Raw genomic sequence first — 26301 nt, 5'->3', positions numbered from 1 at the left:
TTTTTTTATTTTCTTGTCTATTCAGAGCCCCATCTCGATTCCGCTTACGCTACATCGCGATGTTGCTTCTATTTTGCATGGCTCTGAATAGTTACATTTTCTTTTTTGTGAAGCAGATTATGTTTGAAAAAGGCTTTTCGCAAGCTGTGAGTCCACCCACTGCTTCTTGCTTTTCGCAATGGCCGCAGAGGACTTACCTGATTCAGCTAACGGAATGCTGTTTTTGATACGGTTTGCCGGATATCTGTGAATGGTATGAAAGCTTTTTCTTCTGATACTTTCTGATTTTCGATCTGATAGGCAAAGCCGTATTTAGAAAATGATGCCGGATAGATTGCAAGATCATCCAGAATTTTGCTGAACCATAGGGGCACAGCACCTGGTGATTTCACCTCCATGAGATACCAGCCTGGTTCTAAAAGCCTGGTTCCTTCCGTTGGACCGTCAAGACACAGATTGTCGGTACGCCATCGGATATTGGTGTCGAAGGTAACACGAAAGTTCCTGTCTTCCGTGCCGAAGCAGGCGATGCGGTCGTAGGCGATGTACATAGCGGGAGCAAGCCCCCGGTAGTAGTTGCGAAACCAAGTGATTTCGTGGAGAATCTGGCTGTCGAAGCCCGGTTCTGATTTTCCCGCAAGATAGGGAACCGCTTCTGATAATATCATGCGCTCGCGGCGTTTGTAGACGATTCCTTCATATTTTTTCTTTAATTCTACGTATATGGGGCTGGTCTCTTTGGCCGGACCATAACTGCGGAGTCGCAGTTTTTCTTTGTAGACGGTTTTTTCCAGCGAACGGCGGATGAGCTGGTGATCCGGGGTATCGTAATAGAGGCTGCAGATGGTATCAAGGCCGTATTCATCCATCTGCAGATGACCCGGAAGGCTCTTGCGAAGCTTGCGAGCCATGATCGGGGAAAGCATGTATTTTGTTTCATACCGTTGGAAGGTCATGGGAATCTGTTGGCTTTGCATTATAATCGATTGATCCTTTCGTTTGATTTACTTCCGGAAATGTTTTTTACACTTTTAAGTATAATGAGGAAACTTTAAAGGAACCTTAAAGAATGGACGGAAAATGTGAAAGGTTTGTGAAAAGACGGACCTCTGTAATCCGGATCGCTTTTTGAATACCATATAAAAAAAGAAAGAGCCCTTTTCCGGACAAATTCGTTGGAAGCGGATTTGTTCGGAACGGACTCTTGCAGCCGATATGCAACGTCATGAAACATATAAAATAGGAAAAGCGTCAAAAATCATCTTGGCCAGCGCTCTTTTCTGGACATGAGTGGCGCGAATGGTACATGAGGATGCGTCTGGTACCAGTAAGCTGTGGTAGCGACATCATCCTGACGTTCAAAGAGGCCTCCGTGACTGACACCAATCTGCTGAAGGGTTACCTTAAGATCCTTCTCAAAAAGGATAGGATCAAGAAGGTGCCAGCGGTAGAAGCTGCGCTGTGGCATCTGATCATCATTGTGGTAATCATTATGAAGGAAGGTATCGTGGGTAGAGTAGTAAGGATATCCAAGATACGGAGTGCAGTACTGATTTTCAACGGTTTGGCCATTTTGCTGTGTTGCAAAGCTCCAGGCACCACCGAAGTAATCTTCTGTTCCGGTTCCGCAGATGGTTGGATAATCCTTGTCTCCATCGATGTAGAATTTCATCTCACCTTCTCCGTACCAGTAGCGTTCGAGGCTGGTAAGTGCAAGATACGTTCCAACGTACTGGCCTTTCCCTTTGATGTTGTCGAGGACAACGTAGTCTTTTGCCTTTTCCGTTATGCGCTGACGACGCCACTGGGCATGGAAATAGGCAGCATCTTCCGGAACCGTTGTCAGGCAATAGTCGATCTGATAAAAGAAGGCCGGAATCGGCTCATCACACTGATTTTCAATGGTAATACGGGCGTTTTTACGGAACGGCATCGGGAAATAGCTGTTGAAACCACGGGTCGGATTGACAGCAATCGGGACTGAGTTTACCTGGTAGGAAACACCGAAGCCGCAGCAGAAGAAATCGCCAAGCGGGCATTCCACGGATGGATCTTCTTCGTCATCCCAGTACATGCGCAGAACAAGATCCCGCAGAACATAACGGTTACGTTCACTGGTACGGTCTGTGACGGTGATCCAGATGTGCTGAATGATGCCTTCTCCCTGGATCTCACCAAGTGTTACGGTCTCTCCTGCTTCTATTTTCGGGATACACGGGGAACCTTTTCTGGACGGACCAAGATCGCTGGATGCCATGCCGCCTTTTCCTTTTTCTCCATTCCGGTTTTCCCAGTTAATAGAACGGGACTGTCCGCTTTTCAGCTGGAAAATGTTTTGTAAACCACAATCAAACATCATATATTCCTCCTTTTGTTTTCTTTTGTTTTCTTTTGTTTTCTTTTGTTTTCTTTTGTTTTCTTTTGTTTTTTCTCTCTTGGAAGCTTTTGATTTCTGCTTTTTTGTGTGTCTGCCTTTCCTGCCCTGCCGTCATTTTTCCGTTTTTCCGGAATTTTGTTTCTTTCATCCTTTTGCCGGAAAGACTGCTTTAAAACAGATGCCATCTCGTGTCCGCTCTGCGGTGATTTTTCCCTTATGTGCCTTTACAATTGCAGCAGCCACGGAAAGGCCGATTCCATAGCCGCCTCTTTCCCCTGGCCCGCGACGCATCCGCACGGTAGAAGCGGCCAAAGAGGCGGTTGAGATCACCTTCCGGCAGGGTATCGCAGGTATTCTGCACCGAAAATTCTGCTTTTTTGCCGTTTTTTCGCCAGAAAATGTGGATTTTTCCACCCTCCGGAGTGTATTTAACGGCGTTATCCACAAGAAGAGAAACGAGCTGGTGGATTCTTGCGGCATCTCCTTCCATATGGAGTTCTTCTGCAATATCGCTCTGCAGCGCGATCCTGCCCGGATGTTTTTTGAATTTACAGGAAAATTCAAAAAACATCCGACCGGCACTTTTGCATGGGTGCTCGCAGCCGGATGTTCGGTTTGCATTCATTTTCTTTTTTTCTCTGCCCGTCTCCGCAGCAGCTCTTTTGCGCCTGCGTACAACAGAAAATATACCGTCAGAATCATGACAACTACAATCCTGTTATCTTTCAGGCTGAAAAAAGAGGTCACATTGACTGCCGCCAGAAACAGCAGCAGTGACACACTGAGATCAATTTTTTCTTTTCTGTCGGCCAGCACCATTCCTGCGGCCGCCAGAACCAGAAGAACGGCAATTCTTGCAATCAGATTTGCCATTTTGACGCCTCCTTACTGTTTCCGGAAGGTAATTTCCCCGGTTTTATCATCCATACCATCGACGATGGCAAGAGATTCCAGATGAATGCCGCGGTCACGCAGCAGTTTTCCTCCGATCTGGAACCCTTTTTCGATGACAACGCCTGCTCCTACGAGCTCTGCACCGGAATCCTGTACCAGGGTTGCCAGTCCTTCCAACGCTTTTCCGTTTGCCAGGAAATCATCGATCAGGAGAACTTTGTCTCCTTTTCCCAGAAATTCTTTGGAAACAATGATATCATAAACTCTTCCATGGGTGAAAGATTCTACTTTTGTGGTATAAACATCTCCGGCGATATTTTTGGTCTGTGTTTTCTTTGCAAACACAACCGGAACATTAAAAATTTCAGCCACAACACAGGCAATTCCGATTCCAGATGCCTCGATGGTCAGGATTTTCGTGATCTCCTCTCCCGCAAAACGACGCTGAAACTCTTTTCCGATTTCCCGGAACAGATTGACGTCCATCTGATGATTTAAAAAGCTGTCCACCTTCAGGACATTTCCCTCGCGTACTTTTCCGTCTTTGCGGATTCTGTCTTCCAATAACTGCATTTTTTTGAAGCCTCCCGAATTTTTATTATACCCATTGTACTTACTTCTCACTGGAAATGCAAGTCCAAATCCATCAAATTTCGCACTGTCTCAAATTTTATTCATGGCAGCCGCCGGTGTCTCTGCATCAGAGATCCTCTTTTCGATCCAGATCCTTTAATTCCCACGCGGCTTCGACCCGGAACGGAATTACCGATTCCCAGTGCCGTTTCAGCACCTTTTTCCCGCCGCAGTCGCCGGAAAGTTCTTTTAGTTCTGAAAAATAAGGTTTTGAGAACCACGCCGGATTGCCGCTCTCGCCGCCGCAGAAAACGCAGCCAAGTGGAGCCTTCTGCATCTCCATGGATTCCAGAAAGCGCTCCGCCGTCTCTTCCTTCAGGTACGGCTGATCCGCCACAAAACACGCACAGGCATCGGCATTTTGCTTCTCCGCTGCCTCGATTCCCGCGCGGATTGTATAGGAAATTCCTTTTTCGCTGTCCGGCGAAAACATCGTCTGCAGACGCCCGGCTTTTACCAGCGGCGCAAGCTCCTCCAGAATCCTTTCATACTGCGTCACAACCAGCAGTTCCCAGTTCTCATGCCTTCCGGCAATTTGGGCCAGCCGGTCCAGCAGATGGCGATACACCGCCTTTCCATCCAGCGGATAGAGCAGCTTATTTTCCCCGAACCGTCTGCTGTTCCCGGCTGCCAGATAAAGTATCGTTACTCGCATTCTTTTTCCGCAATTCCCATTGCAATCTGCTCGCTCGTGATCGGCAGTTCGCGGAACCACAGACCCGTCGCATTGTAGATTGCATGTGCCAGCGCCGGAGCCGGTGTGTTGATGACGATCTCGCCGATCGATTTTGCACCGAACGGACCGGTCGGCTCGTAGCTGCTCCGAAACTCGACGCGCAGCCTGCCCATATCGAGGCGGGTCGGCACTTTATACTGCATAAACGAATTATTGATCATCTGACCCTTGTCCGTGTACTGGATATTTTCAAACAGCGTCATGCCGATGCCCTGCACCAGACCGCCCTCGACCTGTACGCGCGCAAGGTTCGGGTTGATGACGGTTCCGCAGTCGACAACGGCGGCATAATCGAGAATCTTGACCTCGCCGGTCTCTTTATCCAGCTCGATCTCGACCGCACCAGCCATATAAGGCGGCGGCGATACCGGTGAGCAGTTGCTTTCCGTCGCTTCCAGCGCGATGCCGTTATTGCACATGGCCGCTGTTGCGATTTCTTCCATCGTCATGCTGCTTCCGCTCTTTTCATGCACGACGCCGGTACCGGTAAATTCTGTCTCATCTTCCGGCACGTTCATCCGCTCTGCCGCCAGGGCACAGATTCGTTTCCGAAGCGTCATGCAGGCTTTTTCCACCGCTTTTCCGGTAATATACGTCGTACTCGATGCATAGGAACCGGAGTCATACGGGGACGTATCGGTATCTGCGCCGACAACGGTAATGTCATCCACATCACACTCCAGACACTCTGCCGCCATCTGGGACAGAATCGTATCGCAGCCGGTTCCCATATCGGCCGCTGCGATCAGCATCGTATAGCCGCCGTCGTCGTTGACTTTGATCGTTGCCGATCCGACATCGAGATTGGAAATACAGGAACCCTGCATCGCCATCGCAATGCCGACGCTGCGCACCTTTCCATCTCCCATATCACGGCACGGATATTTCTCATCCCAGCCGATCATCTCTTTCGCACGCTCCACGCACTGGTCAAGCGCACAGCTGTTTGCCGTTTCGCCATAGTAAGCCGGCATGAACTGTCCCTCACGGACCATGTTCTGCTCCCGGATCCGGATCGGATCGATGCCAAGACGCGCTGCCATCTCACTGACAGCAGATTCTACGGCAAAGATACCCTGCGTCGCACCGTATCCGCGGTAAGCACCGGCTGACATTACGTTGGAATACACAACATCATACGCAAACCGGTAAGCCTCAAGAGATCCATACATCGGAATCGATTTGTGGCCGGAAAGGCCGACCGTTGTCGGTCCATGCTCGCCGTATGCACCCGTGTTGGAAAGTGTATACAGATCGATCGCACGGATTCTTCCATCCTTCATCGCACCGAGGCGGATCGTTACTTCCATCTCATGGCGCGGTGTGGATGCTGTCTGGGACTCTTCTCTCGTAAAGATCATTTTCGACGGTTTTCCGGTTTTCCAGGTTACAAACGCCGGGAAAATTTCGGCAACCACCGTCTGCTTCGCTCCGAATCCGCCGCCGATTCTCGGCTTGGAAACACGGATCTTCGATTTCGGAATGCCGAGTGCATTGGACAGAATGCGGCGCGCATGGTAAACGATCTGGGTCGAGCTCAGCACATTCAGCCGTCCGTAGGTATCCATAAAGCAGTATGTCCGGAACGTCTCCATCATCGCCTGCTGGGCTGCGCGTACATGATACGTATGCTCTACGACCTCATCGCACTCTGCGAGCACGGCTTCCACATCTCCGTTGTGATCTTCCGCACTTGCACAGAGATTTCTCTGATTGTCCGCACCGACCGGACAGAGCGATTTCCAGCTTTCCTCCGGATGCACCAGCAGTTCATTATCCTTGGACTGATGAAAATCCAGAATGGCCGGAAGCACTTCGTACTCTACTTTCAGGAGCTTCCGCGCACGGTCCACGCATTTTTCATCTTTTCCGGCAATAATCGCCACCGGATCTCCCACGTAGCGCACATGCTGATCGAGGATCAGACGGTCATACGGGCTTGGTTCCGGGTAGGTCTGTCCTGCCATTGTAAAACGCTGTTTCGGCACATCCTCCCAGGTATAAATCGCCTCAATGCCCGGAACACGCTCTGCTGCCGTCTTTTTCACGGATTTTACGATTGCATTGGCATGCGGACTCCGCAGTACCTTGACAATCAGACAATCCTTCGGCGCCAGATCATCTACATAAACCGGCTTTCCGGTTACCAGCGCGAGGGCATCCTTTTTGATCACCGGCTTATTCACACTGCAGAGCTGATCGGTTCTTCCCGACCAGTCCGGTTCATAGATATGATTTTCTCTGCTCATGACGCACCTCCCTGCTGCTTTTTCCAGGCAAGGAAATTCAAAATTCCCCGAAGCTGTCCTTCATATCCGGAACAGCGGCAGAGATTTCCCGCCAGATATTCTTTAATTTCTTCCTCACTCGGATCCGGATTTTCCCGGAACAGCGCAATCGCATTCATAATCATCCCCGGATTGCAGAACCCGCACTGCTCAGCGCCCTGTCCGGCAATAAAGGAACCAAATTCTTCTGCTTCCTCCTGCAGGCCTTCCAGCGTATCCACCTTACATCCATTCGCCCGCGCCGCAAGCACCGAACACGACAGCACCGGTTTTCCCTCCAGAAAAACCGTACACAGCCCGCAGTTCGACGTCTCACAGCCGCGCTTCACACTGTAGCATCCCTGGCTTCTCACAAAATCGATCAGGAGCATGTCTGCATCAATTTCCGCTTCCGTCTTCTTTCCATTTAAGATCATCGAAATCTTCATCACTGCTCCTCCTTCTTCTGAATTTCTTCCATACATCTGCGCAGCAGCACCCGTCCCAGATGATGACGATACTCTGCACTTCCGCGCATATTACTGCCATATGTAAACTGATCAGAAATCTCCGAAGCCGCCGCCTTCAGCTCCTCCGCAGATGCCTTTCCAGCCGCCAGCTTTTCCGCCAGCTCCGCCGGAAGCTCTACACGTGCCGCCTTCGCCGGTCTTGCCCCAAGCACCGCACATCCTTTTCCGTCTTCCACCCGCACCGCACACGTCAGCACCGGGAAATCCGTTCTGGAATTTCGATGACTCTGATAAACTGTAACACCCTCATGCTTCTTCACAATCAGCCTTACCAGCACATCCCTGTCTCTCTTTGAACAGGCAAACTCCGCCAGCGGCATCCGTCCCGCATGAACCAGCTCCACCTCCGTATCCAGCGCCAGAAACAGCGTCAGCACATCCGAAAATCCAAATCTGCCGAAAATACTGCCTCCCACCGTAGCCAGATTCCGGAACTGCACCCCGACAATACTCCGCACACTCTCCCGTGCCGCACCGTCGGTATAAGCATTCAGCCCCTCATTCTCCTCCATCTGCCGCAGCGTCACCATACATCCAATCGAAAACTCCTCCTCGGACTCTTCAATCTGATCCAGTCCCAGCCCGGACAAATCAATCGCCGTCTGCACCTGCCTCTGCCCCATCTTCGTCCAGAGCATCCCGCCCAGGATACAGGCGCTTCTCTTCTGATTCAGCTCATACGCCTCCTCCATCGACCCCACCCGGACATAATCCTTAATCTTAATCATACTTACCCTATATCCTCCATTTTTACTCAATATAGAAGCCCATATATTTGATATTATACCCGACCTGCTCCCCCCTTTCAACTTTTTTCTATTTTTTTCAAAAAAACCCTTGCATTTTCCCTCCACATCCAGTATAATCATTCAATGTCGGAAGTCATTCTGACACAAAACAAAATACATGGACGGATTCCCGAGTGGCCAAAGGGGACAGACTGTAAATCTGCTGCAAATTGCTTCGATGGTTCGAATCCATCTCCGTCCATATGCCGCAGTGGCGGAACTGGCAGACGCCCGGGACTTAAAATCCCGTGGGTAGTGATACCCGTACCGGTTCGATCCCGGTTTGCGGCACGATTAAGAGCTCTGATTCATACGAATCGGAGCTCTTTTTCCATTTCTATTTTTCAATCTCCCGTCCCCACTACCAGCCTCGCCGCCGCCCGTTCGGTCTTGCGTGATGCGGCGGCGAGGCGTCCGTCACTCCTCGCATCTATGCAGTACCACTCCCGATAACGGCAGCAAATCCATCTCCAGTATGCCCGCCGGTGCCTCGATTTCTTTCTCCTCCGAAGAAAATCCCACCGCATCCGTCGCAAACACCTGCGTCAGCTTCGCCACCGAACTCCGGTTAATCCCGGTAAGCCACACCGGAATCTCCACATGCACCCTCTCATTCCGGTTATTAATTATCACAATCACCTGCTCCTCCTGATTAAACCGTCCATAAGAAAGCACATTATAATCATGGTACAAAAATTTCAGCGATCCCATCGCCAGCACCGGAAATCTCCGATGCACCGCAATCATTTCTTTATAGAATCGGATCAGCTCCTGATCCTCCTGTCCCCAGGGATACGTCCTCCGGTTATCCGGATCCGTAAACCCGACCTGGCCGGCCTCATCCCCATAATACAGCGTCGGCGCCCCCGGCCACGTCATCTGAATCACAACCGCCTCGCGCAGCACCGCCTTATTCGTATTCTCCGCAGCCGCATACGGCCCAACATTCGCCACACGCCCCACACGATGATTCGTTCTCGTGAGGAACCGCGAATGATCATGATTATCCAGCTCATTCATCGCCGTATACAGCGAAGGCGCATAAAACGCCGGCATATGATACGTCATCGCCCCGATAAAACTCTCACTGTTTCCGAGAAGCCCCTGGTTAAACTCATCACTGTGCTTCTCCATACCCGTGAGGAACCAGGAAACCGGCTCCATAAACGCATCATAGTTCATCACCGTATCCCACTCGTCGCCCTGCAGCCAACTCATCGCATCGCCGTAGTGCTCCGCCAGAATAATCGCCTCCGGATTCGCCTCCTTCACAACGCGCCGGAACTCCTTCCAGAACTTGTGGTTAAACTCCGGGCTGTGTCCTAAGTCTGCGGCCACATCCAGCCGCCAGCCGTCCGCATTAAACGGCGGAGAAACCCACTTCGCGCCGATGCGCATAATATCCTCCATCAGCTTCTCCGAACCCTCGTAGTTCAGCTTCGGCAGCGTATCATGGCCCCACCAGCCGTCATAAAACTCATTGTACGGCCAGTTATGCTCATTATAAAACTTAAAAAACGTGTGATACGGACTGTCCTGCGCCACATACGCGCCCGGCTCATAGCCCTTTCCAGCCTCATAAATCCGCTCGCGGTCCAGCCACTTGTTAAACGAACCACAGTGGTTGAAAACGCCGTCCAGAATCACCTTCATGCCGCGCTTGTGCGCCTCCTCCACCAGGTGGATAAACTGTTCATTGCTCGCCTCTAGGTTCGCCTTGTTCGTCACACGGTCAATATACCGCGTTGCCCGCGTATTGTCCTTGTCGCCCGGCCAGAGCAGATCGCCTTCGTCGGAGACAATCTTTCCGAAATGCGGATCAATATAGTCATAATCCTGAATATCATACTTATGGTTCGACGGCGAAACAAACACCGGATTCAGATAAATGACCTGCACACCGAGATCCTGCAGATAATCCATCTTGTCAATGACGCCCTGCAGATCGCCGCCGTAGAAATTGCGGACATCCATCTGCTCCGGGAAGCGGTTCCAGTCATCCACCTTGTTGACCTGCTCACCGATGTAGCTGTACTCTCCCGTCAGCACATCGTTGGACGGATCTCCGTTGCAGAATCGATCCACAAAAATCTGATACATGACAGCGCCCTTCGCCCAGTCCGGCGTATGGAAGCCCGGGATAATGCCGAAAGAGTACATCTCCTGCAGCTCTCTTGTGACACCGAGCTTGTTGTAATAGCAGACCACGCGGCCTGCCTGAATCTCAAAAAAATAGCGGATCGGCTCATTTCCGACCGGAATCTCGATCTCGTAATAATCAAAACCGTTCCGGACCAAACCGACCTGCATCTGTGCACGGATGGAACCGCTGATGAAATAAACCGCATCTACATTATTTTTCAGGGTACGGAACCGGATCTTCACCGTGTCGCCCGGGTTCGGCTCAAACGGAATCTGATACTGCGGGGATTCATCGCTGTAGAGCGCATGCTTGTTGAACATCGCCCGCATCTGTGACATATACTGCTGCATTCTTGTTTTATCCATGAACTAACGCCTCTGTCTTTCTCAATCATTCATTCCTTATATTTTACCCCACACTGCCATGTAATACAACCTTTTTCTGAACACATGTAACGATTGTGTTTATTGGATTTTTATATAGTAAAAGAGCCAGCGGGGTACGCTGGCTCTTTTGGAGAAGGTATTTCTCTTATGGGGTGTAGCAAAAACTATATAATGTATTGGGGGGTTTTTACAGTTATTATAGTACCATACGTCCCTCGAAAAGTCTGCACAAATCGCGATTTTTTTTCATTTGATTCTTATTCAAAATAACGATGAATTTTTCCGGCGTTTCGGATTTTCTGTTTTAATTTGCACAAACGCCCGTAAAATCGCAGAAAAAAACCTGCAAAAAACTTTTTTTGTTCTCTGCAGGTTTTCTATTGCAAATAAAAAGATATCAGATTTCTCCAGAAACTTCCGGTGCTGTTCCTGTCATCTGTGCTTCCTGCTCAAAAATGGCTTCGAATTCAGCACGGCTCAGCTTCTCTTTTTCCATCAGCTGCTTTGCACACTCATGCAGCACATAGGAATGCTCCAGAATAATCTGTTTCGCCTGATCGTGGCATTTCTCGATCATCTGGCGGACTTCCTCGTCGATGGCTGCGGCTACATTCTCGCTGTAGCTCTTCGTATGGCCCCAGTCGCGGCCGATGAAGACCTCATCCGAGTCGGAATCGTAAGCGACAAGACCAAGGTTCTCAGACATACCGTACTTCGTAATCATGGAACGCGCGGTAGCCGTCGCCTGTTTGATATCCTGGGATGCGCCCGTTGTGATATCGTCGAAGATCAGCTCCTCTGCCACACGGCCGCCGAGGCATACGGTGATGTACTGCATCATTTTGCCTCTCGTCTGGAACATATCATCGTTCTCCGGCTGCGGCATCGTGTAGCCCGCTGCGCCAGGACCTGTCGGGATAATGGAGATCGTATAGACCGCCTCCATATCCGGCAGCATATGGAACAGGATCGCATGGCCTGTCTCATGGTATGCGGTGATCCGTTTTTCTTTATCCGAAATGACTTTACTGCGCTTCTCCGCACCGATGCCCACTTTGATGAAAGCAGACTTGATATCGGACTGGCGCACAAATCTTCTGCGGTCCTTTGCCGCCATAATCGCTGCCTCGTTCAGCAGGTTCTCCAGCTCTGCGCCGGTGAAGCCTGCGGTCGTCTGCGCGATCTGTTTCAGATCCACATCCTCGGCCAGCGGTTTGTTCTTTGCATGGACTTTCAGGATTTCCTCACGGCCCATGACATCCGGCGGTCCTACAACCACGCGGCGGTCAAAACGGCCCGGACGGAGAATCGCCGGATCCAGGATATCGACACGGTTCGTCGCTGCCATCACGATGATGCCCTCATTGACGCCGAAACCATCCATCTCAACGAGAAGCTGGTTTAAGGTCTGCTCTCTCTCATCGTGGCCGCCGCCCATGCCGGTGCCTCTTCGTCTTGCCACGGCGTCGATCTCATCGATGAAGATGATGCACGGCGCATGTTTTTTTCCTTCCTCAAACAGGTCGCGGACACGGGAAGCGCCGACGCCGACGAACATTTCCACGAAATCCGATCCGGAAATGCTGAAGAACGGCACGCCTGCCTCTCCTGCAACAGCTTTCGCCAGAAGGGTTTTACCGGTTCCAGGAGGGCCCACAAGAAGAACTCCTTTCGGGATTCTCGCACCGACCTGTGTATATTTCTCCGGTGCTTTCAGGAAATCGACCACCTCAACAAGGTCTTCTTTTTCCTCTTTTAAGCCCGCAACATCGCGGAACAGGACTTTTTTGTCTTTGTCGGTGGACATATGGGCGTTGCTTTTTCCAAAATTCATCATTTTGTTTCCGCCGCCTCCACCGCCGCCCATGGAGCGGTTCATCATCGACATGCCGAAAAGAAGGATCATACCGAGCAGCAGGGCCGGCAGGACGGATGTCATGAAAATGCTGTCTCTCTGGACATTCTGCACGGTGTACGTTACATCAGCATCCTCCAGAAGGCTGATAGCTGCGTTTACGTCGGTCACGTTGACCGTATAACTGTCACCGCCCTGCTCCTGTACCACGACGGAGCCGGTCGGCACTTCTTTGTTCTGGACAATCTGCGCGGATGTCACTTTGCCGTCTTTTACGGCGGTTTCAAATTTCTGCTGACTTGGGCTGCTGCCTGCGCTGATTTTTCCGGTGATATAGAACATGGCAAGCACGATAATCACCATAAACGCCGCGTAGAGTCCAAATCCACTGCGCTGTCTGTTCATATTTTCTTTTTACTCCTCGTCTTCGTGAAACTCCACTACTCCGATGTATGGAAGATTCCGATATTTCTGTGCGTAATCCAGACCGTAGCCTACGACGAACTCGTCCGGGATATTAAAGCAGGTATAATCTACTTTGACATCGCGCACTCTGCGCTCCGGCTTGTCGAGCAGAGTACACAGGTGTACGGATTTCGGATTTCTCTTTTTCAGGATGTCGATCAGATAGTAAAGCGTTCTTCCGGAATCGATGATATCCTCCACGATCAGAACGTCTTTTCCTTCCAGCGGCTGATCCAGGTCTTTTACAATACGGACAACTCCGCTGGACTTGGTGTCATCGCCGTAACTTGATACGGACATAAAGTCAAGGCTTACCGGCACTGTGATGCGTTTTGCCAGCTCGCACATAAAGAATACGCCGCCTTTTAAAACGCAGATCAGGTGCACTTCTTTTCCTGCGTAATCGCGGTTGATCTGGTCTGCTACTTCTTTAATTCGTCTGTCTACTTCTTCTTCGCTTAATAATACTCTGATTGTCTCTTTCATCTGTTTTCCTCCTTACCAACGCCAATCTGTATCTGCAGAACTGCTTTCGTGTCTTCCCCGACACGGCCGCTCTCTCCTCTGCGATACCCCACGACCCACCAGATCTCCGGTCCGTCGGCGAGCAGCAGAATGGAATCCCGCTCCTCTTTCGGTATCTTGGCATCAATCATATAATCTTTTAGTTTCTTTTTCCCGCCTTTTGCGGTTACTCTCAGATAATCTCCGCTTCTTCTCGTGCGGAGGACAAGACCGTCTTTTATTTTATCACAGTCAAAGCATTTCGTATACTTTTTTTCTTCAATTCTTTCGGGAAAAACCGATGTTTTTTTCACAATCGTGACTGGATTTTCTGCAAATGCGAGACTTTTTTCCTCTTCACACCCGGCCGGAACCGGAATTGGAACTTCTTCGCCGCTTTTCCTTTTCCGTTCTTCTTTTAAATGCACTCCCTGCTTTTCCAGGCGGAGCGTCTCGTATCCGCGCACGGCGGTGATTCCATACGGCAGGTAGACACTTTTTCCGACCTGCTTTTCAAAAAGTTCCCGCACAGATTCCAGATGCTCCCTGGTAAGATCCTTCCGTTTTCCCGCCAGCTGTTCCAGAACGCGCCGGATCACGTAGCGCTGCAGAAGAGGCGCTTCGCTGCTCACCGCATCACGCAGCACAACCGCATTTTTCTCTGCGGATGCATACCGCTCCATCAGCTGATCCGTCTGCTGCTCCAGATATTCCTCCGTTTCCAGCAGGTCCAGCGATGTCTGTGCCATATGCGCGGCGGCACGCGGATTGACCTCTTCGGTCAGATACGGCAGCACATGGTGACGGATTCCGTTCCTCGTGTAGGCATCCTCTGCATTCGTGCTGTCCTCACACCAGGAACACTTACGGCTTTCCAGTTCCTGCCGGATCTCTTTTCGTCCGACGCAGAGAAGCGGACGGATCACATTCCCCCGCACGGGGCGTAAGGAGGCAAGTCCGGCCAGCGACGTTCCCCGTGCCAGGTGATGCAGCATCGTCTCCGCAACGTCATCCTGGTGATGGGCGAGCGCAATTTTCACTGCCCTCTGCTCCTTTGCGCACGCTGCAAAAACTTCCTGCCGCGCCGCGCGTCCCGCCTCCTCCGTCGAGAGATGCTTTTCTTTTGCGATCTTCTCCACGGGACAGGAATAGAGATAGAACGGAACATCATATTCCCGGCACAGATTTTCTGCAAATGCCGCATCCCGCCCGGCTTCCGCGCCGCGCAGATTATGGTTGACGTGGACAGCCAGCAGCGAAAAGCCAAGCGGCTCCTGCAGTTCCCGCAGCAGATGAAACAGGCAGACGGAATCCGCGCCGCCGGAAAGGCCGAGCAGCACGCGTTCGCCTGCCATTACCATATGATACTGTTCCATAAAGGCTCTTACTTTCTCTCGCATCCTTCGTTTTTACTCCTATTTTTTCCAGATTCTGGCGACCAGAACCGTCATATCATCCCGTGCGCGGCAGCCGCCGAGGCGCAGCACGCGTTCCAAAAGCTCCCGGGCAAATTCCCGCGGCTCGCTGTTTTTCACTTCGAGAAGAAGCTGCTTCATCTGCTCCGTCCTGTCCCCGGGCAGCGCGTCCAGCACTCCGTCCGTCATCATCACAAGGTAATCACCGTCGTACAGCTTTTTCGTTGTGGTATCAAAATCCGTCTGGGAAACGAGACCTGCGGCAAGACTGGTCGACTCCACAACCTCCACCCACGTATCCCGCCTAAGGAACGTCGGCGATGCACCTCCTTTCAAAAAGCTGCAGACGCCTGTGTAGAGATTAATCGAAGCAACATCAAACGTGGAAAACATCCCTTCCTTTGGCTGCAGCAGAAGCATCGAATTGATCATCCGTGCCGCCATGATCCGCGGGAATCCGGCGCGCAGGAACTGTTCAAACAGCTCCACCACCGTCTCGCTCTCCCTGTTTGCCTCGATCCCGGAACCCATGCCGTCCGACAGGCAGAGGACAAACTGGCCGTTTTCGCAGAGCACACTGTAATTGTCCCCGGAGATACTCTCCTGCTCCTTGGTGATGCGTCCCACACCGTAGAGAACCTGGAATTTCACATCCTCCTGAAACAGCACCGTCTGGTATTCTCCGCTTAAGACCTGTGCCCCGTCGCGTACCGCAACCATCGGGATTCCGCACAGGGAACCGATCAGTTCCGCCGTCTGGCGAAGCGTGATCCGGCAGTGACGGCCCGCTTTGACCGTCATATAGATCTGTAAATGCTCTTTCGGCCGCTCCTGGAGCCAGATTTTCTGGACGAAAGCCCCGTTTTTCTTCATCTGGCGGCAGATTTTTTCCGAGAGCTCGTCCGGCAGACTGTTGAGGCTGTACAGATCACACGCGGCGCGGTCCATAATCCCGGCGACTTCACTTAACTGTTCTGCCACCACGCGGCGGCTCTCCGCCACACGCCCCGACCAGAGCGCCGTCTGGCGTTCCTGCTGGTAGCGGTTCCAGAACAGTTCCAGAAAGCGGGAGCCGTTCAGGCAGGAGGCGTTCCATTCGCCTTTTGCACGGCTGATCTCGTCCTCATCCCCGTCGGCGATTGTCTGAAGAAGTTCCTGGCACCGCTCGCGCGTCAGGTTTCCGTACTGCTCCCAGCACCACGACGCCTTCGCACAGCGGCTGCAGACTTCCTGCTGTTCTTTTTCCAGAATCTTGTCCACCCGGCCCGTCTCCGGCATCACACTTTTTGACGGCATCTGGTAAAAGCTCTCTGCCAGAACGCGGAACGAATCGGCGTAGTGCTCCATCTGCAGTTTCTGCGGATGATTGTCATAGACGGCCGCTTCCCGGCGGCTTCTTCTGGCTTCCAAAAAAATTTTAGCCATGTCCCCTGCTGACAGCAATGCGCCGATCAGGAACATGGCAATGATCCACTCCGGCATGTTCCGCTCCTCCTCTCTTTGTTCTGGACTTCAAAGGGGACTGCGAAATCATGCCCTTTCTTTATCTGTTTTGTTTATTTCGACTGGGATTCTTTAAATAAAATCTCATTATCCTTTACCATGCCAAGTTTTTCTCTTGCCGTTTTTTCTATGTACTCATCGGTCTGCATGTATTCTTTCAAGGCGGTAATATCATCGGTGCGCTGCTTCTCCTCTTCAATCTGGCTGTCCAGACTGGAAAGACGGGATGCATTTGCATTGACCTTCTGCTGAAGGCTGATTCCCTTTACGGTAAGGACTGCAACCAGGCAGCACAGGACTATGGTAATTGAGAACTCTGTTGTACAGCTCTTCTTTCTGACTTTTTTCTTTCGGCCAGAATTCTTTTCTTCCCTTTCTTTCATTCTTTTCTTTACCCTTGCTTTCTATTTTCCAACCATCTGCAGCCAAACTATCTGTTGTTTTTCGTCCGCAGACTTGTTTCTTTTGTTCTTACATGTGTAGTTACATCTTACCGTTCTTCCCATGAAATTTCAACCTTTTTCTCCGTTTTTTCATACTTTTTACCAGCCATTTTCCTGGAAAAGCGAGGATTCGCCCTGCTTTTTTGATTCCCTTTGCCAGAAGTTCCGGAAGAAAGCGTCCAAACGATGCGTGGTACAATGCAGCGCCCCCAAGGATGCCGCCAAACAGATACCCGCGGAGAACGCCGCTGTTCTCTCCGTAAATCCGTACAAACAGATACAGCGCTGCCGCAATCCAGTAGCAGAGGTCCTCTGCAGATACCGCCACATGGCTGTGGCGGATCAGTTTCCGCGCTGTCTTGATCAGATCGTACCAGAACCCCAGGACTGCCCCCTGCCAGATGGAACAGGCGAACAGAATCAGCTCCCGGGTGACATACGCACTCATTTTTACCGGAACAGCCGCGCAAGCGCAGACCCCTTCTTCTGCAGCGGCCCATGTTCCGTATAGACCAGGCTGTCGATGCTGCCTTCGATATCCGCCTCTCCCTTTTCCAGCTCCAGACGGCCCACATGCAGCTCTTTTCCGCGGATGGTAAGAACACCGCAGACGGTCACGAGCAGAACTTCGTTCTCATCAAAGCTTTTCACATCCTGCACGCCGCCAAGAGAAAGTGTTTTCCGCTGTTCCAGCAAAAGGCGGTGCGCCTGTTCGTTCATCTCCCCCATACAAAAAACCTCCATACAATGGTCTATACACCCATTATATGAAGGTTTTCTCTTTTTATTCGCTGCACATGAATCCTGCCGCACTTCTTATAAGTAGCGGTAAAGCTCCTGTGCTTCTTCTTTTTTCACGGTTTCCTGCACATTCAGCACTTCTACCCTGACGGATTTACTTCCGAACTGAATTTCCAGTACATCTCCTGCCTTGACCTGTGCGGATGCTTTTGCCGGTCTGTCGTTGACGAGGACACGGCCTGCATCACAGGCTTCATTGGCTACGGTACGCCGCTTGATCAGTCTTGATACTTTTAAAAATTTATCTAAGCGCATAGATTTTTACTTAGTTCATCATGTCCTTTAAAGCTTTTCCTGCTTTGAATTTCGGAGTTTTGGAAGCTTTGATTTCCATGGTCTCGCCAGTCTGCGGATTTCTTCCTTCTCTTGCTGCTCTTTCGGATACTTCGAAGGTACCAAAGCCTACCAGCTGAACTTTCTCACCTTTCTTTAATTCTTCAGATACTACATCGATAAATGCTTTTAAAGCAGCCTCTGCATCTTTTTTGGATAAATTTGTCTGCTCAGCCATAGCTGCAACTAATTCTGTTTTGTTCATGAGTTTTACTCCTCCTGTATCTTACATTTGTTTTTTACATGGTACGCGGGCCCGCTGATACACACGACCTGCCCTGCCGGCTGTTTTTCTTCCGGATGATCAGTCTGTTACGTTGACCGGCTTTTTCGCGTAGCTGTATATATTTATATACTAATGCGTCTCTCTTGTCAAGAAAAAAGTCCCCCATACCAGCGGTTTTATGGCGATTTCTGCCCAAAACAGACTCTTTTCCACCGCACGGTTAAAAGAAGGATCCCTTAACAAACCGCAGCCAGTCTGCCTGCTGCGCATTGAGTGTTTTTAGTTTCTCCGTATTCCGCCCGGATATCCACGATTTTCTGCTTCCGTAGTAGCGGTTTGCCAGTTTCCAGTATTTCCACGGATAGGAAAGATAGAGGCGGAGTGTCTCGATTTCCCCCTCATCGAGCGGCCGTCTGGCGCTGTAGGCGTTTAAAATCCGTTCTGCCGCGCGCTCGCTCCAGCCGTGTTTTTCCAGAATTTTCCGCATAAAATAGCCAAGATCTGCCACCTGGAGATCGAAGTTCCACTTGTCGAAATTGACCGCCGTTTCGCCTCTGCCGTTTTCCAGCAGAATATTGTGCTGGCTGAATTCCCCGTGGCAGACGGCGCCTTCTTCGTCCGCCCGCTGCCGCAGTTTTTCATAGGAAGAAGCTTTCATTTCCGCGGCCGCCCGCTCTCCCTGTTCCAGATACGGACCGGCGCTTGCCAGCAGCAGTTTTTCGAACTCATTTTTCTTCTTTTTTGTCTGCAAATACTTTCGGATCTTTCGAATTTCCACATTGTGGCGGATGCACTCCTCCACGATGGATTCCCTCCGGTATTCCATTTTCACCGGCAGATGAGCTGCCGTATGTAGCCGCGCCAGCGCATCCGAGGCGCGGATAAGATCCTCACTGTTTCCCGTCTCACATTCCCGGCCCGGGTACCAGTTCCGCACAATGTACGTTCCTCCGTCGTCCCCGCGCGTTGCAAGCGCTCCCTCTTCGTTCCGCAGAATCTGATCGCACCGCAGGAGCCCCGACTCCGTGATGCGGCACTGTAGAAGATACCGCTGCTCCAGTTTTTCCGCCGCCGTCCCGAACTCGCTGATCAGCTTATCCCCCTGTTCGGTGTGGCACAATAAAGCGCCCCGCACCCGCATTGTGCCGGAAGCCGTAAGACCGTAATGGGACAGCACACTCAATCCATAATCATACAAGAGCCTGACTCCTTTCCCTGTTGTGATCGTTTTTGGGGTCACGATTCAATGTATGCGTATCCGCCCTGTGCCATGCATACTGGTTTCTGTTTTTTCTTTCATCCCAAAAGCAATGTTGAAAGTGTTTTCTTTTTCTCTTATTTTATTGTTTTTAATTTCACCGCATGGTAAAATATTCCAAACTTGACAGGATGAAAAACACCTGTTATGGGGTTCTCTAAAATCATTTTATTTTAAGGAGGGTTTTTATGATTTTCTTACCACAGCCATCTTCCCTTTCCTACGGAGAGGGCACCTTTACAATTCACTATGACAGCCGCATTTTTCTCGATTCCGAGAGCCCGGCTGAGCTTTTTTCTGCAGCACAGCTTCTGCAGCAGGAGATTGAGACACAGACGGGATTCCGTCCTGCCATCTGCCGCCGTCATCAGCCGGTGGGATCACACCTGATCTATCTGACTGCCTCTCCGGAATTATCCCGTGAGGCTTATACCCTCACTGTCACACCGGAAAACATCACGATCTGCGGATCTCTGGAAAGCGGCGTTCTCTACGGCGTGCAGACACTCCGTCAGATGATCCGCCAGGCAAGTGCTGTTCTTCCAACCGTCCTGATCTCCGACAAACCGGCCATGGAAAACCGCGGCTTCTACCACGATGCGACCCGCGGACGTGTTCCGACGCTTTCCTATCTGAAACAGCTTGCCGCCACCTTGAGCTTCTATAAAATCAATCAGCTTCAGCTCTACATCGAGCACAGCTATCTCTTCGACGATCTGACCGAGATGTGGCGCGACGATACGCCGCTCACTGCAGAGGACATCCTCGAGCTGGACCGCTACTGCAAGGGACTTGGCATTGATCTCGTTCCGTCGCTTGCAAGCTTCGGCCATCTGTACAAGCTGCTCTGCACGAAATCGTATGCACATCTGTGCGAACTGGAAGGCTCTGCTTCGGCTCCGTTCTCCTTCTATGACCGCCAGGCGCACCATACGCTCGATATCACAAACCCAGAGAGCCTCTCCCTTGCCAAACACATTCTTTCCGAATATATGCAGCTCTTCTCCTCGAAGTATTTCAATCTCTGCGCGGATGAAACGTTTGACCTTGGAAAAGGGGCTTCCCGCGCACTCGCCGAGGAAAAGGGAACCACCGTCATCTACACCGAGTTTGTGACAGAGCTTGCCAACTATATCACTGAATCCGGCCGCACGCCGATGTTCTGGAGTGATGTCATCAGCCAGGAGCCGGAAGTTTATCATCTCCTGCCGAAGAACCTGATCTGCCTCCACTGGGATTATGCGTCAAATGTTTCATCGGAGCGTCTGACCCGCCTTGCCAATTCCGGTGCCGAGCATCTGTATGTGTGCCCGGGCGTACAGGGATGGAACCAGCTCATCAACAAGTATCATGAGGCGTATGAAAACATTTCCAGAATGGCGCGCTACGGCCACGAATGCCATGCGATGGGACTTCTGAACACTGACTGGGGCGATTACGGCCACATCAATCACCCGGACTTCTCCCGCATCGGCATGATCTACGGCGCGGCGTTCTCCTGGAATGCAGACATTCTGCCGGAGGAGGAAATCAACCGCCAGATTTCCGTGCTGGAATTTGGTGATGCTTCCGGAAAACTCGTTTCCGTGCTCGATCTTCTCTGCCATCAGGATGCGTATCCGTGGCGCACTGCCGTTATGGTACAGGAAGCACTCGAACTGCATCAGGACAAAGAAGAGGCTGCCGAACTGCTCCGCTCCTGCGCGGAAGGCGATGCGGATGCAGCAAATGCTTCAATCGACGCGCTCTGCGCCGTTCTGTACGAGAAAGCCGGCACCGTCCGCCCGGAGAACCGTCCGATGATCTATGCGTACCTGCTCGCCGCAGACGGCCTGAAAGTGCTGAACCGCCTGCTGCCGTTCCTGCGCGCTTCCCTTCTTTCCGAGGGTACTCTGCCGGAGAAAGAAGACTGTTTTGCACTCGCCGGAGATCTCGAACGGTGGCTGCACAGCTATAAAGAGCTATGGCGCACCGTCTCCAAGGAGAGCGAACTGTACCGCATTGCCCATGTGTTCTGCTGGTATGCGGATCTGCTGCGTGATCTGAACGCATAAAACCAGCAAAAAACAAAAGAGAGCCGGGGACGGATTGTTCTGTCCCCGGCTCTCTTGTTTGCCGTTTTGGCTTTACAGCAGTGTTTTTACGTACTCTGTCAGGTATTCTTTTGTATTCTTCGCCGGATCTTTCATCACTTCTTCCAGCGCCGCGTTCAGGCATTCGCCGATTTTCGGGCCTTTCGGGACACCGAGTTCCATCAGATCTTTGCCGGAAACGGCCAGCATTTTCAACGTAAAGCAGTCGCCGTTATCGAGAATTTCTCTGACGCACTCCCTTACCTTCCCGATCCGTTCCAGGGTTTCCTCCCGCTGGTACAGGCTTTTGGCCATCGTATCGGCTTCCTGCACGATCATCAGTTTTTCGAACAGCTCCGGGCCGAGTTTGTTCAGAATACGGCGGATCACCGGTTTCTCCGGAGCCATGCGGCAGTCATGCCAGCGGATCAATGCTGCGACCTGGCGGATGGTTTCGTTGTCGAATTTCAGACGGCGCAGAATCGCTTTCGCCATTTTCTCCCCCGCCGGTGCGTGGCCTTTAAAATGATCGATGCCGGCCTCATCCGTTGTGCGGCACGCCGGTTTTGCAATGTCGTGGAGCAGCATCGTCCAGCGCAGAATCGGATCTGCCGGAACGTGCTGCAGAGCGGCAATCGTGTGCTCACCGACATTATAGCAGTGGTGCGGATTGTTCTGCGGCGTTTTCATCAGTTCATCAAACTCCGGCAGCACAATTTTTGTAATACCCGCCTCATAAACGGCCTCCATGTACTCCGGCCGCTTCGAGATCAGCAGTTTATTCAGTTCCACACGGATCCGCTCGGCGCTGATTTTTTCAAGCGTCGGCGCGAGTGCTATGATGGCATCCAGTGTTGCCGGATCGAGTTTGAAGCCGAGCTGTGCGGAAAAGCGGAGGGCGCGCAGGATCCGCAGTGCATCCTCACTGAACCGCTCGGTCGGATTTCCGACACAGCGGATGACTTTGCGCTGTAAATCCCTGATTCCATCGAACAGATCCACAAGCCCCTCTTCGTTGTTGTATGCCATCGCATTGATCGTAAAATCACGGCGGCGCAGATCCTCGGCGAGGCTGGAGGTAAAGACCACTTCTTTCGGATGGCGGCCGTCCTCATACTCTCCGTCGATGCGGTACGTCGTGACCTCGTGCGCGCCGCTTCCGGCCAGAACTGTTACCGTTCCGTGCTCCAGTCCCGTATCCACGGTGCGGTCAAAAATTTCTTTTACCTGCTGTGGGGAAGCAGAGGTTGTAATATCCCAGTCGTCCGGCTCCCGCGCAAGAATCGTATCGCGCACACAGCCTCCGACCGCGTACGCCTCGAAGCCTTTCGCATGCAGGGAATCGATTACCATATTTACGCTTGGCGGCATTTTTATCTTCAAATTTGTTATCTCCTTTTTCTAAATCTGCTTTTCCAGTATAGCAGTTTCCTTTTTTTCCCGCAAGTGTGGTTGCGGTTGTATTTTGGGGATTGCATGTGTATAATAGAGGTTAATAAAATTCGAAAGGGGATTTACATTTTTATGAAACTGGATCGTTACCGAAAATATGTCCGGGCCGGCGTTACTGCCTTTCTGGTACTTGCAGCGTCCATGATTTTTTACTACCTGCTCTTCCACCAGACTTCTGTGCGGACCGCCTTTCACAATGTTCTCGACATTCTCTCCCCCCTGATTGCAGCCCTGATTCTCGCCTATGTGATCAGCCCGATCATTAACTTCATAGAACAGCGGATCATCGCCAGACTCTTCGCCCGCCACGGAAAAACACAGTCGGTACGCTGCAAAAAGCTTGCGCGGGCGCTTTTGATTCTTCTGACGTACGTCGCCATGCTTTTCGCGCTGTACGGACTCATTGCGACCCTGATCCCGGAGCTGTTCTCAAGTATCACAAACATTGTCTCCAACTTCTCCAACTATGCAAACAACATTCAGGATTTTGCCACAAAAGTGCTGGCGAATTACCCGGAGATGCAGCAGACGGCAGACCAGTACATCTCCATGTTCTCCGCAAAGCTTTCCAACTGGCTGACCAATGACCTGATGCCGATGCTCCGTACGTTCCTTCTGAACCTCTCCGGACAGCTCGTCAACATGGTTACGTTTTTCAAAAACATTCTGCTTGGCGCGATCGTTGCGATCTACATGCTGTACAACAAGGAAAGCTACATTGCCAAGCTGAAAAAAGCAGTCTACGCGCTGCTCGGTCTGGATCACGGAAATGCCGTGATCCGCGACTGCCAGTATGTGAACCAGGAATTCAGCGGATTCCTCGTTGGAAAAGTCATCGATTCGATCATCATCGGTGCCATCTGCTATCTTGTGACGAGCCTGATCGGCACCCCGTACGCACTGCTGGTCAGCGTAATCATCGGTGTGACGAATATCATTCCGTTTTTCGGCCCGTTCCTCGGCGCCGTTCCGTGTCTTCTGCTGATCCTTCTGATCGACCCTCTGCAGGCACTGTATTTCCTGATTTTCGTCGTTCTCCTGCAGCAGTTTGACGGAAACTTCTTAGGGCCGAAAATCCTCGGCGAGACGACCGGTGTGTCCAGCTTCCTTATCATCATCTCGATTCTGATCGGCGGCGGCTTCTGGGGTGTCTTTGGCATGATCATCGCCGTTCCGGTCTGTGCCATTATCTGCACGGTCTGCCGCAACTTCGCCAACCGTCGTCTTGAAAAACATCACCTGCCGGATGACGATGCGTTTTACTTCCACATGGACCACATTGATCCTGAAACGAGACAGGCGATCCCATATCAGAAAAAGAAGATCGACGAGGCCGAAGTCTTCCACTTCCCGGGCTACCGGCTGCGCAAAGCGCTGACAAAGCTGGCCACGGAAGAGTCTCCGGTTGATGCGCCGTATACACCGGCAAAGCCTTCGACCGAAGAGAAAAACTCAGATTCTTCCGATTCCGATCAAAAATAAATCGTATCTTACAAAAATGCCTTCTGTGCAGACTGTTTCCATTCTGCACAGAAGGCATTTTTTTATTTTTGCTTTTTATTTCTCGATTACAACCGTGCTGAGTGTCTCTGCCGGAAGATCGACACGCATGATATGTCCGTTGACACGCAGGAAGCAGCCGGAATCCTCTTTTGTGCGGTTCAGCAGGATCACAACGTAGCTTCCGTCCGGATTGACTGCGGCCGTTACATCCAGGTTTGCTCCGTATTTGCTCCAGCCGATGCGTTTTGCACCCGGAGCAATATATTTGGAAATATGGCCGATGTAGTGGTACATGATCGGTTTGCGGTAATGGAAATCATCATCCACAATCAGACCTGAGGTGAATCCCATCGGTACGTGGCGCGGGCCGTCGTCGATGCTGTGAAAAAAAGCGGATGCCGATATCCCCGTTTGCCGTAATCCATTCGAAATTGCTCTCCATGGTGCCCTCCCGTTTCTTGTCTTTTCGTGTATACAGACGAAGCGCGTCTGAACTTTCTGTTCGTTCAGGCGCGCTCCTTCTATTATCTTTTCTGCTACAGGGACATGGTAATTTCCCGCCCTGTGCGGTGGTATTTCTGAAAAGTGACTCCGGACGCCTTCATCATCCGTTTCGATGCGATCACGGACGGGGTGTCCGCGTACTTGTCGCAGTCGTAGATCACCGTTTTGATTCCCGCCTGGATAATCGCCTTGCAGCACTCATTGCATGGGAACAATGTCACATACAGCTTGGCTCCCTCGAGGCTTCCGCCGCGGTAATTCAGGATGGCGTTCAGTTCACTGTGCGTTGTGTAAAGATACTTGTTTTCCAGCGGATTTTCACTTGTCTTTCCCCACGGGAACTCGTCGTCCGAGCAGCCTCTCGGGAAACCGTTGTATCCCATGGACAGAATCTTGTTGTCCTCGCTCACAATGCAGGCTCCCACCTGTGTGTGCGGATCCTTCGAGCGCATACCGGCAAGCTGGGCAACTGCCATGAAATATTCATCCCAGGAAATATAATCCTCTCGTTTATCGCTCATACCCATTTCCCCTGTGTTTTCTTAACGTACTTTGCTTCCGCTCTTATTTCGTACCGAAGATACGGTCTCCGGCATCGCCGAGGCCTGGTACAATGTAGCCGTGCTCGTTCAGATGGTCATCCAGTGCTCCGACGAAAACATCGACATCCGGGTGAACCTCATGCATTTTCTCGATTCCTTCCGGAGATGCGATGATGCACATGAAGTGGATCTTCTTTGCGCCTTTTTCTTTCAGCATGGTGATGGCTGCCGTTGCAGAACCGCCGGTTGCCAGCATCGGGTCGGTTACAAATACTTCACGGCTTGCGATGTCTGACGGAAGTTTGCAGTAATACTCAACCGGTGCCAGGGTTTCCGGATCACGGTACAGACCGATGTGTCCGATTTTTGCTGCCGGAATCATAGCCAGCATACCTTCTACCATACCAAGACCGGCACGGAGGATCGGCACAACTGCCATTTTCTTTCCTTCGAGCTCTTTTACGGTTGTTTTGCAGATCGGGGTTTCAATTTCAACGTCTGTGAGCGGCAGCTCTCTGGTTGCCTCGTAGCACATCAGCATTGCAATTTCGCTGATCATCTCGCGGAACTCCTTGGAGCTTGTGTCTTTCTTTCTGATAATACCGATTTTGTGCTGGATCAGCGGGTGATCCATGATGACTGTTCTTGCCATTTTCCCTTCTCCTTTGTTT

The 26301-nt window shown here is 51.3% G+C and carries 27 protein-coding genes and 2 tRNA genes; 4 read left to right on the top strand and 25 right to left on the bottom strand.

The window, feature by feature from the left end; genetic code table 11:
* Positions 1-206 precede the first annotated feature (206 nt).
* The 10 genes from DWZ44_RS02550 to DWZ44_RS02510 all read right to left on the bottom strand — a co-directional run bounded on the left by DWZ44_RS02550 (position 207) and on the right by DWZ44_RS02510 (position 8165).
* Positions 207-977: a polyphosphate polymerase domain-containing protein gene (locus tag DWZ44_RS02550; protein ID WP_243002020.1), complete on the bottom strand. Its 771-nt coding sequence runs from the start codon at positions 975-977 to the stop codon at positions 207-209.
* A gap of 281 nt (positions 978-1258) precedes the next feature.
* On the bottom strand, positions 1259-2356 hold the full coding sequence (locus DWZ44_RS02545) for a glycoside hydrolase family 172 protein (RefSeq protein WP_055227238.1): 1098 nt from the start codon (positions 2354-2356) through the stop codon (positions 1259-1261).
* Positions 2349-2492: a hypothetical protein gene (locus DWZ44_RS18115; protein ID WP_158565818.1), complete on the bottom strand. Its 144-nt coding sequence runs from the start codon at positions 2490-2492 to the stop codon at positions 2349-2351. Before DWZ44_RS18115 ends, DWZ44_RS02545 begins: the two co-directional genes overlap by 8 nt.
* A 99-nt stretch (positions 2493-2591) precedes the next feature.
* Positions 2592-3002, bottom strand: coding sequence for an ATP-binding protein (locus DWZ44_RS02540; RefSeq protein WP_117804143.1), 411 nt, complete (start codon positions 3000-3002; stop codon positions 2592-2594).
* Positions 2999-3250, bottom strand: coding sequence for a hypothetical protein (locus DWZ44_RS02535; protein WP_022462118.1), 252 nt, complete (start codon positions 3248-3250; stop codon positions 2999-3001). Before DWZ44_RS02535 ends, DWZ44_RS02540 begins: the two co-directional genes overlap by 4 nt.
* Positions 3251-3262: 12 nt before the next feature.
* Positions 3263-3844: a xanthine phosphoribosyltransferase gene (locus DWZ44_RS02530; RefSeq protein WP_055218716.1), complete on the bottom strand. Its 582-nt coding sequence runs from the start codon at positions 3842-3844 to the stop codon at positions 3263-3265.
* A 127-nt stretch (positions 3845-3971) separates the two neighbouring features.
* Complete coding sequence (locus DWZ44_RS02525; RefSeq protein WP_117804142.1) at positions 3972-4559, bottom strand: nucleotidyltransferase family protein; 588 nt, start codon at positions 4557-4559, stop codon at positions 3972-3974.
* Positions 4550-6889 carry a xanthine dehydrogenase family protein molybdopterin-binding subunit gene (locus tag DWZ44_RS02520; RefSeq protein ID WP_117804141.1) on the bottom strand — a complete coding sequence of 780 codons (2340 nt, stop codon included), beginning with the start codon at positions 6887-6889 and terminating at the stop codon, positions 4550-4552. The genes DWZ44_RS02525 and DWZ44_RS02520 overlap by 10 nt, the downstream gene beginning before the upstream one ends.
* Positions 6886-7356: a (2Fe-2S)-binding protein gene (locus tag DWZ44_RS02515; RefSeq protein ID WP_022462114.1), complete on the bottom strand. Its 471-nt coding sequence runs from the start codon at positions 7354-7356 to the stop codon at positions 6886-6888. The genes DWZ44_RS02520 and DWZ44_RS02515 overlap by 4 nt, the downstream gene beginning before the upstream one ends.
* The gene (locus tag DWZ44_RS02510) at positions 7356-8165 is read right to left on the bottom strand and encodes an FAD binding domain-containing protein (protein ID WP_055264832.1); all 810 of its coding nucleotides are present in this window, start codon (positions 8163-8165) and stop codon (positions 7356-7358) included. Before DWZ44_RS02510 ends, DWZ44_RS02515 begins: the two co-directional genes overlap by 1 nt.
* A 180-nt stretch (positions 8166-8345) precedes the next feature.
* On the opposite strand from DWZ44_RS02510, the gene DWZ44_RS02505 reads away from it, so the two are divergent.
* Both DWZ44_RS02505 and DWZ44_RS02500 read left to right on the top strand, forming a co-directional pair.
* Positions 8346-8427 (top strand) — tRNA-Tyr (locus DWZ44_RS02505).
* Positions 8428-8430: 3 nt separating this feature from the next.
* Positions 8431-8516: transfer RNA gene (locus tag DWZ44_RS02500), tRNA-Leu, on the top strand.
* Between the two features lie 126 nt (positions 8517-8642).
* Here DWZ44_RS02500 and DWZ44_RS02495 read toward each other — a convergent pair.
* From DWZ44_RS02495 to DWZ44_RS02445, 11 genes are all read right to left on the bottom strand, one after another.
* Complete coding sequence (locus tag DWZ44_RS02495) at positions 8643-10733, bottom strand: glycoside hydrolase family 13 protein (RefSeq protein WP_117804140.1); 2091 nt, start codon at positions 10731-10733, stop codon at positions 8643-8645.
* A 418-nt stretch (positions 10734-11151) separates the two neighbouring features.
* A complete protein-coding gene (ftsH, locus tag DWZ44_RS02490) occupies positions 11152-13014 on the bottom strand; it encodes an ATP-dependent zinc metalloprotease FtsH (RefSeq protein ID WP_055227250.1) in 1863 nt (620 codons plus the stop codon).
* A gap of 9 nt (positions 13015-13023) precedes the next feature.
* Positions 13024-13560 (bottom strand): hypoxanthine phosphoribosyltransferase, encoded by a 537-nt coding sequence (hpt, locus tag DWZ44_RS02485; RefSeq protein ID WP_022462110.1) that lies wholly within the window; start codon positions 13558-13560, stop codon positions 13024-13026.
* Positions 13557-14978, bottom strand: a complete 1422-nt coding sequence (gene tilS, locus DWZ44_RS02480; protein WP_117804139.1) for a tRNA lysidine(34) synthetase TilS — start codon at positions 14976-14978, stop codon at positions 13557-13559. Before tilS ends, hpt begins: the two co-directional genes overlap by 4 nt.
* Before the next feature lie 15 nt (positions 14979-14993).
* On the bottom strand, positions 14994-16475 hold the full coding sequence (locus DWZ44_RS02475) for a SpoIIE family protein phosphatase (protein WP_055218705.1): 1482 nt from the start codon (positions 16473-16475) through the stop codon (positions 14994-14996).
* A gap of 74 nt (positions 16476-16549) precedes the next feature.
* A complete protein-coding gene (locus DWZ44_RS02470) occupies positions 16550-16879 on the bottom strand; it encodes an FtsB family cell division protein (RefSeq protein WP_117761108.1) in 330 nt (109 codons plus the stop codon).
* A 100-nt stretch (positions 16880-16979) separates the two neighbouring features.
* The gene (yabQ, locus tag DWZ44_RS02465; protein ID WP_117761106.1) at positions 16980-17387 is read right to left on the bottom strand and encodes a spore cortex biosynthesis protein YabQ; all 408 of its coding nucleotides are present in this window, start codon (positions 17385-17387) and stop codon (positions 16980-16982) included.
* A gap of 2 nt (positions 17388-17389) precedes the next feature.
* The gene (gene yabP, locus DWZ44_RS02460; protein ID WP_330410109.1) at positions 17390-17668 is read right to left on the bottom strand and encodes a sporulation protein YabP; all 279 of its coding nucleotides are present in this window, start codon (positions 17666-17668) and stop codon (positions 17390-17392) included.
* A gap of 87 nt (positions 17669-17755) precedes the next feature.
* Complete coding sequence (locus DWZ44_RS02455; RefSeq protein ID WP_022462104.1) at positions 17756-17995, bottom strand: RNA-binding S4 domain-containing protein; 240 nt, start codon at positions 17993-17995, stop codon at positions 17756-17758.
* Positions 17996-18005: 10 nt separating this feature from the next.
* Positions 18006-18278, bottom strand: a complete 273-nt coding sequence (locus DWZ44_RS02450) for an HU family DNA-binding protein (protein WP_022462103.1) — start codon at positions 18276-18278, stop codon at positions 18006-18008.
* 241 nt (positions 18279-18519) lie between these two features.
* Entirely contained in the window at positions 18520-19497 is a 978-nt protein-coding gene (locus DWZ44_RS02445; RefSeq protein ID WP_117509466.1) for a phosphotransferase, read from the bottom strand.
* Positions 19498-19745: 248 nt separating this feature from the next.
* On the opposite strand from DWZ44_RS02445, the gene DWZ44_RS02440 reads away from it, so the two are divergent.
* Positions 19746-21611 (top strand): beta-N-acetylhexosaminidase, encoded by a 1866-nt coding sequence (locus tag DWZ44_RS02440; RefSeq protein WP_117804138.1) that lies wholly within the window; start codon positions 19746-19748, stop codon positions 21609-21611.
* A 72-nt stretch (positions 21612-21683) separates the two neighbouring features.
* Here the strand turns inward: DWZ44_RS02440 and DWZ44_RS02435 are convergent, their stop codons facing one another.
* Complete coding sequence (locus tag DWZ44_RS02435) at positions 21684-23012, bottom strand: CCA tRNA nucleotidyltransferase (protein ID WP_117804137.1); 1329 nt, start codon at positions 23010-23012, stop codon at positions 21684-21686.
* A 141-nt stretch (positions 23013-23153) separates the two neighbouring features.
* Here DWZ44_RS02435 and DWZ44_RS02430 point away from each other — a divergent pair, with 141 nt between their 5' ends.
* Entirely contained in the window at positions 23154-24563 is a 1410-nt protein-coding gene (locus DWZ44_RS02430; RefSeq protein ID WP_158565817.1) for an AI-2E family transporter, read from the top strand.
* A 75-nt stretch (positions 24564-24638) separates the two neighbouring features.
* Here the strand turns inward: DWZ44_RS02430 and DWZ44_RS02425 are convergent, their stop codons facing one another.
* From DWZ44_RS02425 to upp, 3 genes are all read right to left on the bottom strand, one after another.
* Positions 24639-24935 (bottom strand): glycoside hydrolase family 30 beta sandwich domain-containing protein, encoded by a 297-nt coding sequence (locus tag DWZ44_RS02425; protein WP_117804135.1) that lies wholly within the window; start codon positions 24933-24935, stop codon positions 24639-24641.
* 185 nt (positions 24936-25120) lie between these two features.
* A complete protein-coding gene (locus DWZ44_RS02420; protein ID WP_022462096.1) occupies positions 25121-25609 on the bottom strand; it encodes a deoxycytidylate deaminase in 489 nt (162 codons plus the stop codon).
* A 43-nt stretch (positions 25610-25652) separates the two neighbouring features.
* The gene (gene upp, locus DWZ44_RS02415; RefSeq protein WP_022462095.1) at positions 25653-26282 is read right to left on the bottom strand and encodes a uracil phosphoribosyltransferase; all 630 of its coding nucleotides are present in this window, start codon (positions 26280-26282) and stop codon (positions 25653-25655) included.
* Between the last annotated feature and the right edge of the window lie 19 nt (positions 26283-26301).

The organism is Blautia sp. AF32-4BH (assembly GCF_003460565.1).
In the GTDB taxonomy this organism is placed as follows: Bacteria; Bacillota; Clostridia; order Lachnospirales; family Lachnospiraceae; genus Fusicatenibacter; species Fusicatenibacter saccharivorans.
Note: the sequence above shows the minus strand (reverse complement) of the source record. Positions and strands in the feature narration are given on the sequence as shown.

What these genes read in the sequence shown, in the direction of transcription:
- DWZ44_RS02545 (WP_055227238.1), bottom strand. Translation starts at nt 2,356, where the DNA reads ATGTTTGATTGTGGTTTACAAAACATTTTCCAGCTGAAAAGCGGACAG.
- DWZ44_RS02455 (WP_022462104.1), bottom strand. Translation starts at nt 17,995, where the DNA reads ATGCGCTTAGATAAATTTTTAAAAGTATCAAGACTGATCAAGCGGCGT.
- DWZ44_RS02530 (WP_055218716.1), bottom strand. Translation starts at nt 3,844, where the DNA reads ATGCAGTTATTGGAAGACAGAATCCGCAAAGACGGAAAAGTACGCGAG.
- upp (WP_022462095.1), bottom strand. Translation starts at nt 26,282, where the DNA reads ATGGCAAGAACAGTCATCATGGATCACCCGCTGATCCAGCACAAAATC.
- DWZ44_RS02425 (WP_117804135.1), bottom strand. Translation starts at nt 24,935, where the DNA reads ATGGGATTCACCTCAGGTCTGATTGTGGATGATGATTTCCATTACCGC.
- yabQ (WP_117761106.1), bottom strand. Translation starts at nt 17,387, where the DNA reads ATGAGTGCGTATGTCACCCGGGAGCTGATTCTGTTCGCCTGTTCCATC.
- DWZ44_RS02470 (WP_117761108.1), bottom strand. Translation starts at nt 16,879, where the DNA reads ATGAAAGAAAGGGAAGAAAAGAATTCTGGCCGAAAGAAAAAAGTCAGA.
- DWZ44_RS02440 (WP_117804138.1), top strand. Translation starts at nt 19,746, where the DNA reads ATGATTTTCTTACCACAGCCATCTTCCCTTTCCTACGGAGAGGGCACC.
- DWZ44_RS02515 (WP_022462114.1), bottom strand. Translation starts at nt 7,356, where the DNA reads ATGAAGATTTCGATGATCTTAAATGGAAAGAAGACGGAAGCGGAAATT.
- DWZ44_RS02535 (WP_022462118.1), bottom strand. Translation starts at nt 3,250, where the DNA reads ATGGCAAATCTGATTGCAAGAATTGCCGTTCTTCTGGTTCTGGCGGCC.
- tilS (WP_117804139.1), bottom strand. Translation starts at nt 14,978, where the DNA reads ATGCGAGAGAAAGTAAGAGCCTTTATGGAACAGTATCATATGGTAATG.
- DWZ44_RS02450 (WP_022462103.1), bottom strand. Translation starts at nt 18,278, where the DNA reads ATGAACAAAACAGAATTAGTTGCAGCTATGGCTGAGCAGACAAATTTA.
- DWZ44_RS02420 (WP_022462096.1), bottom strand. Translation starts at nt 25,609, where the DNA reads ATGAGCGATAAACGAGAGGATTATATTTCCTGGGATGAATATTTCATG.
- yabP (WP_330410109.1), bottom strand. Translation starts at nt 17,668, where the DNA reads ATGGGGGAGATGAACGAACAGGCGCACCGCCTTTTGCTGGAACAGCGG.
- DWZ44_RS02430 (WP_158565817.1), top strand. Translation starts at nt 23,154, where the DNA reads ATGAAACTGGATCGTTACCGAAAATATGTCCGGGCCGGCGTTACTGCC.
- DWZ44_RS02475 (WP_055218705.1), bottom strand. Translation starts at nt 16,475, where the DNA reads ATGCCGGAGTGGATCATTGCCATGTTCCTGATCGGCGCATTGCTGTCA.
- hpt (WP_022462110.1), bottom strand. Translation starts at nt 13,560, where the DNA reads ATGAAAGAGACAATCAGAGTATTATTAAGCGAAGAAGAAGTAGACAGA.
- DWZ44_RS02525 (WP_117804142.1), bottom strand. Translation starts at nt 4,559, where the DNA reads ATGCGAGTAACGATACTTTATCTGGCAGCCGGGAACAGCAGACGGTTC.
- DWZ44_RS02540 (WP_117804143.1), bottom strand. Translation starts at nt 3,002, where the DNA reads ATGAATGCAAACCGAACATCCGGCTGCGAGCACCCATGCAAAAGTGCC.
- DWZ44_RS02520 (WP_117804141.1), bottom strand. Translation starts at nt 6,889, where the DNA reads ATGAGCAGAGAAAATCATATCTATGAACCGGACTGGTCGGGAAGAACC.
- DWZ44_RS02495 (WP_117804140.1), bottom strand. Translation starts at nt 10,733, where the DNA reads ATGGATAAAACAAGAATGCAGCAGTATATGTCACAGATGCGGGCGATG.
- ftsH (WP_055227250.1), bottom strand. Translation starts at nt 13,014, where the DNA reads ATGAACAGACAGCGCAGTGGATTTGGACTCTACGCGGCGTTTATGGTG.
- DWZ44_RS02510 (WP_055264832.1), bottom strand. Translation starts at nt 8,165, where the DNA reads ATGATTAAGATTAAGGATTATGTCCGGGTGGGGTCGATGGAGGAGGCG.
- DWZ44_RS18115 (WP_158565818.1), bottom strand. Translation starts at nt 2,492, where the DNA reads ATGACGGCAGGGCAGGAAAGGCAGACACACAAAAAAGCAGAAATCAAA.
- DWZ44_RS02550 (WP_243002020.1), bottom strand. Translation starts at nt 977, where the DNA reads ATGCAAAGCCAACAGATTCCCATGACCTTCCAACGGTATGAAACAAAA.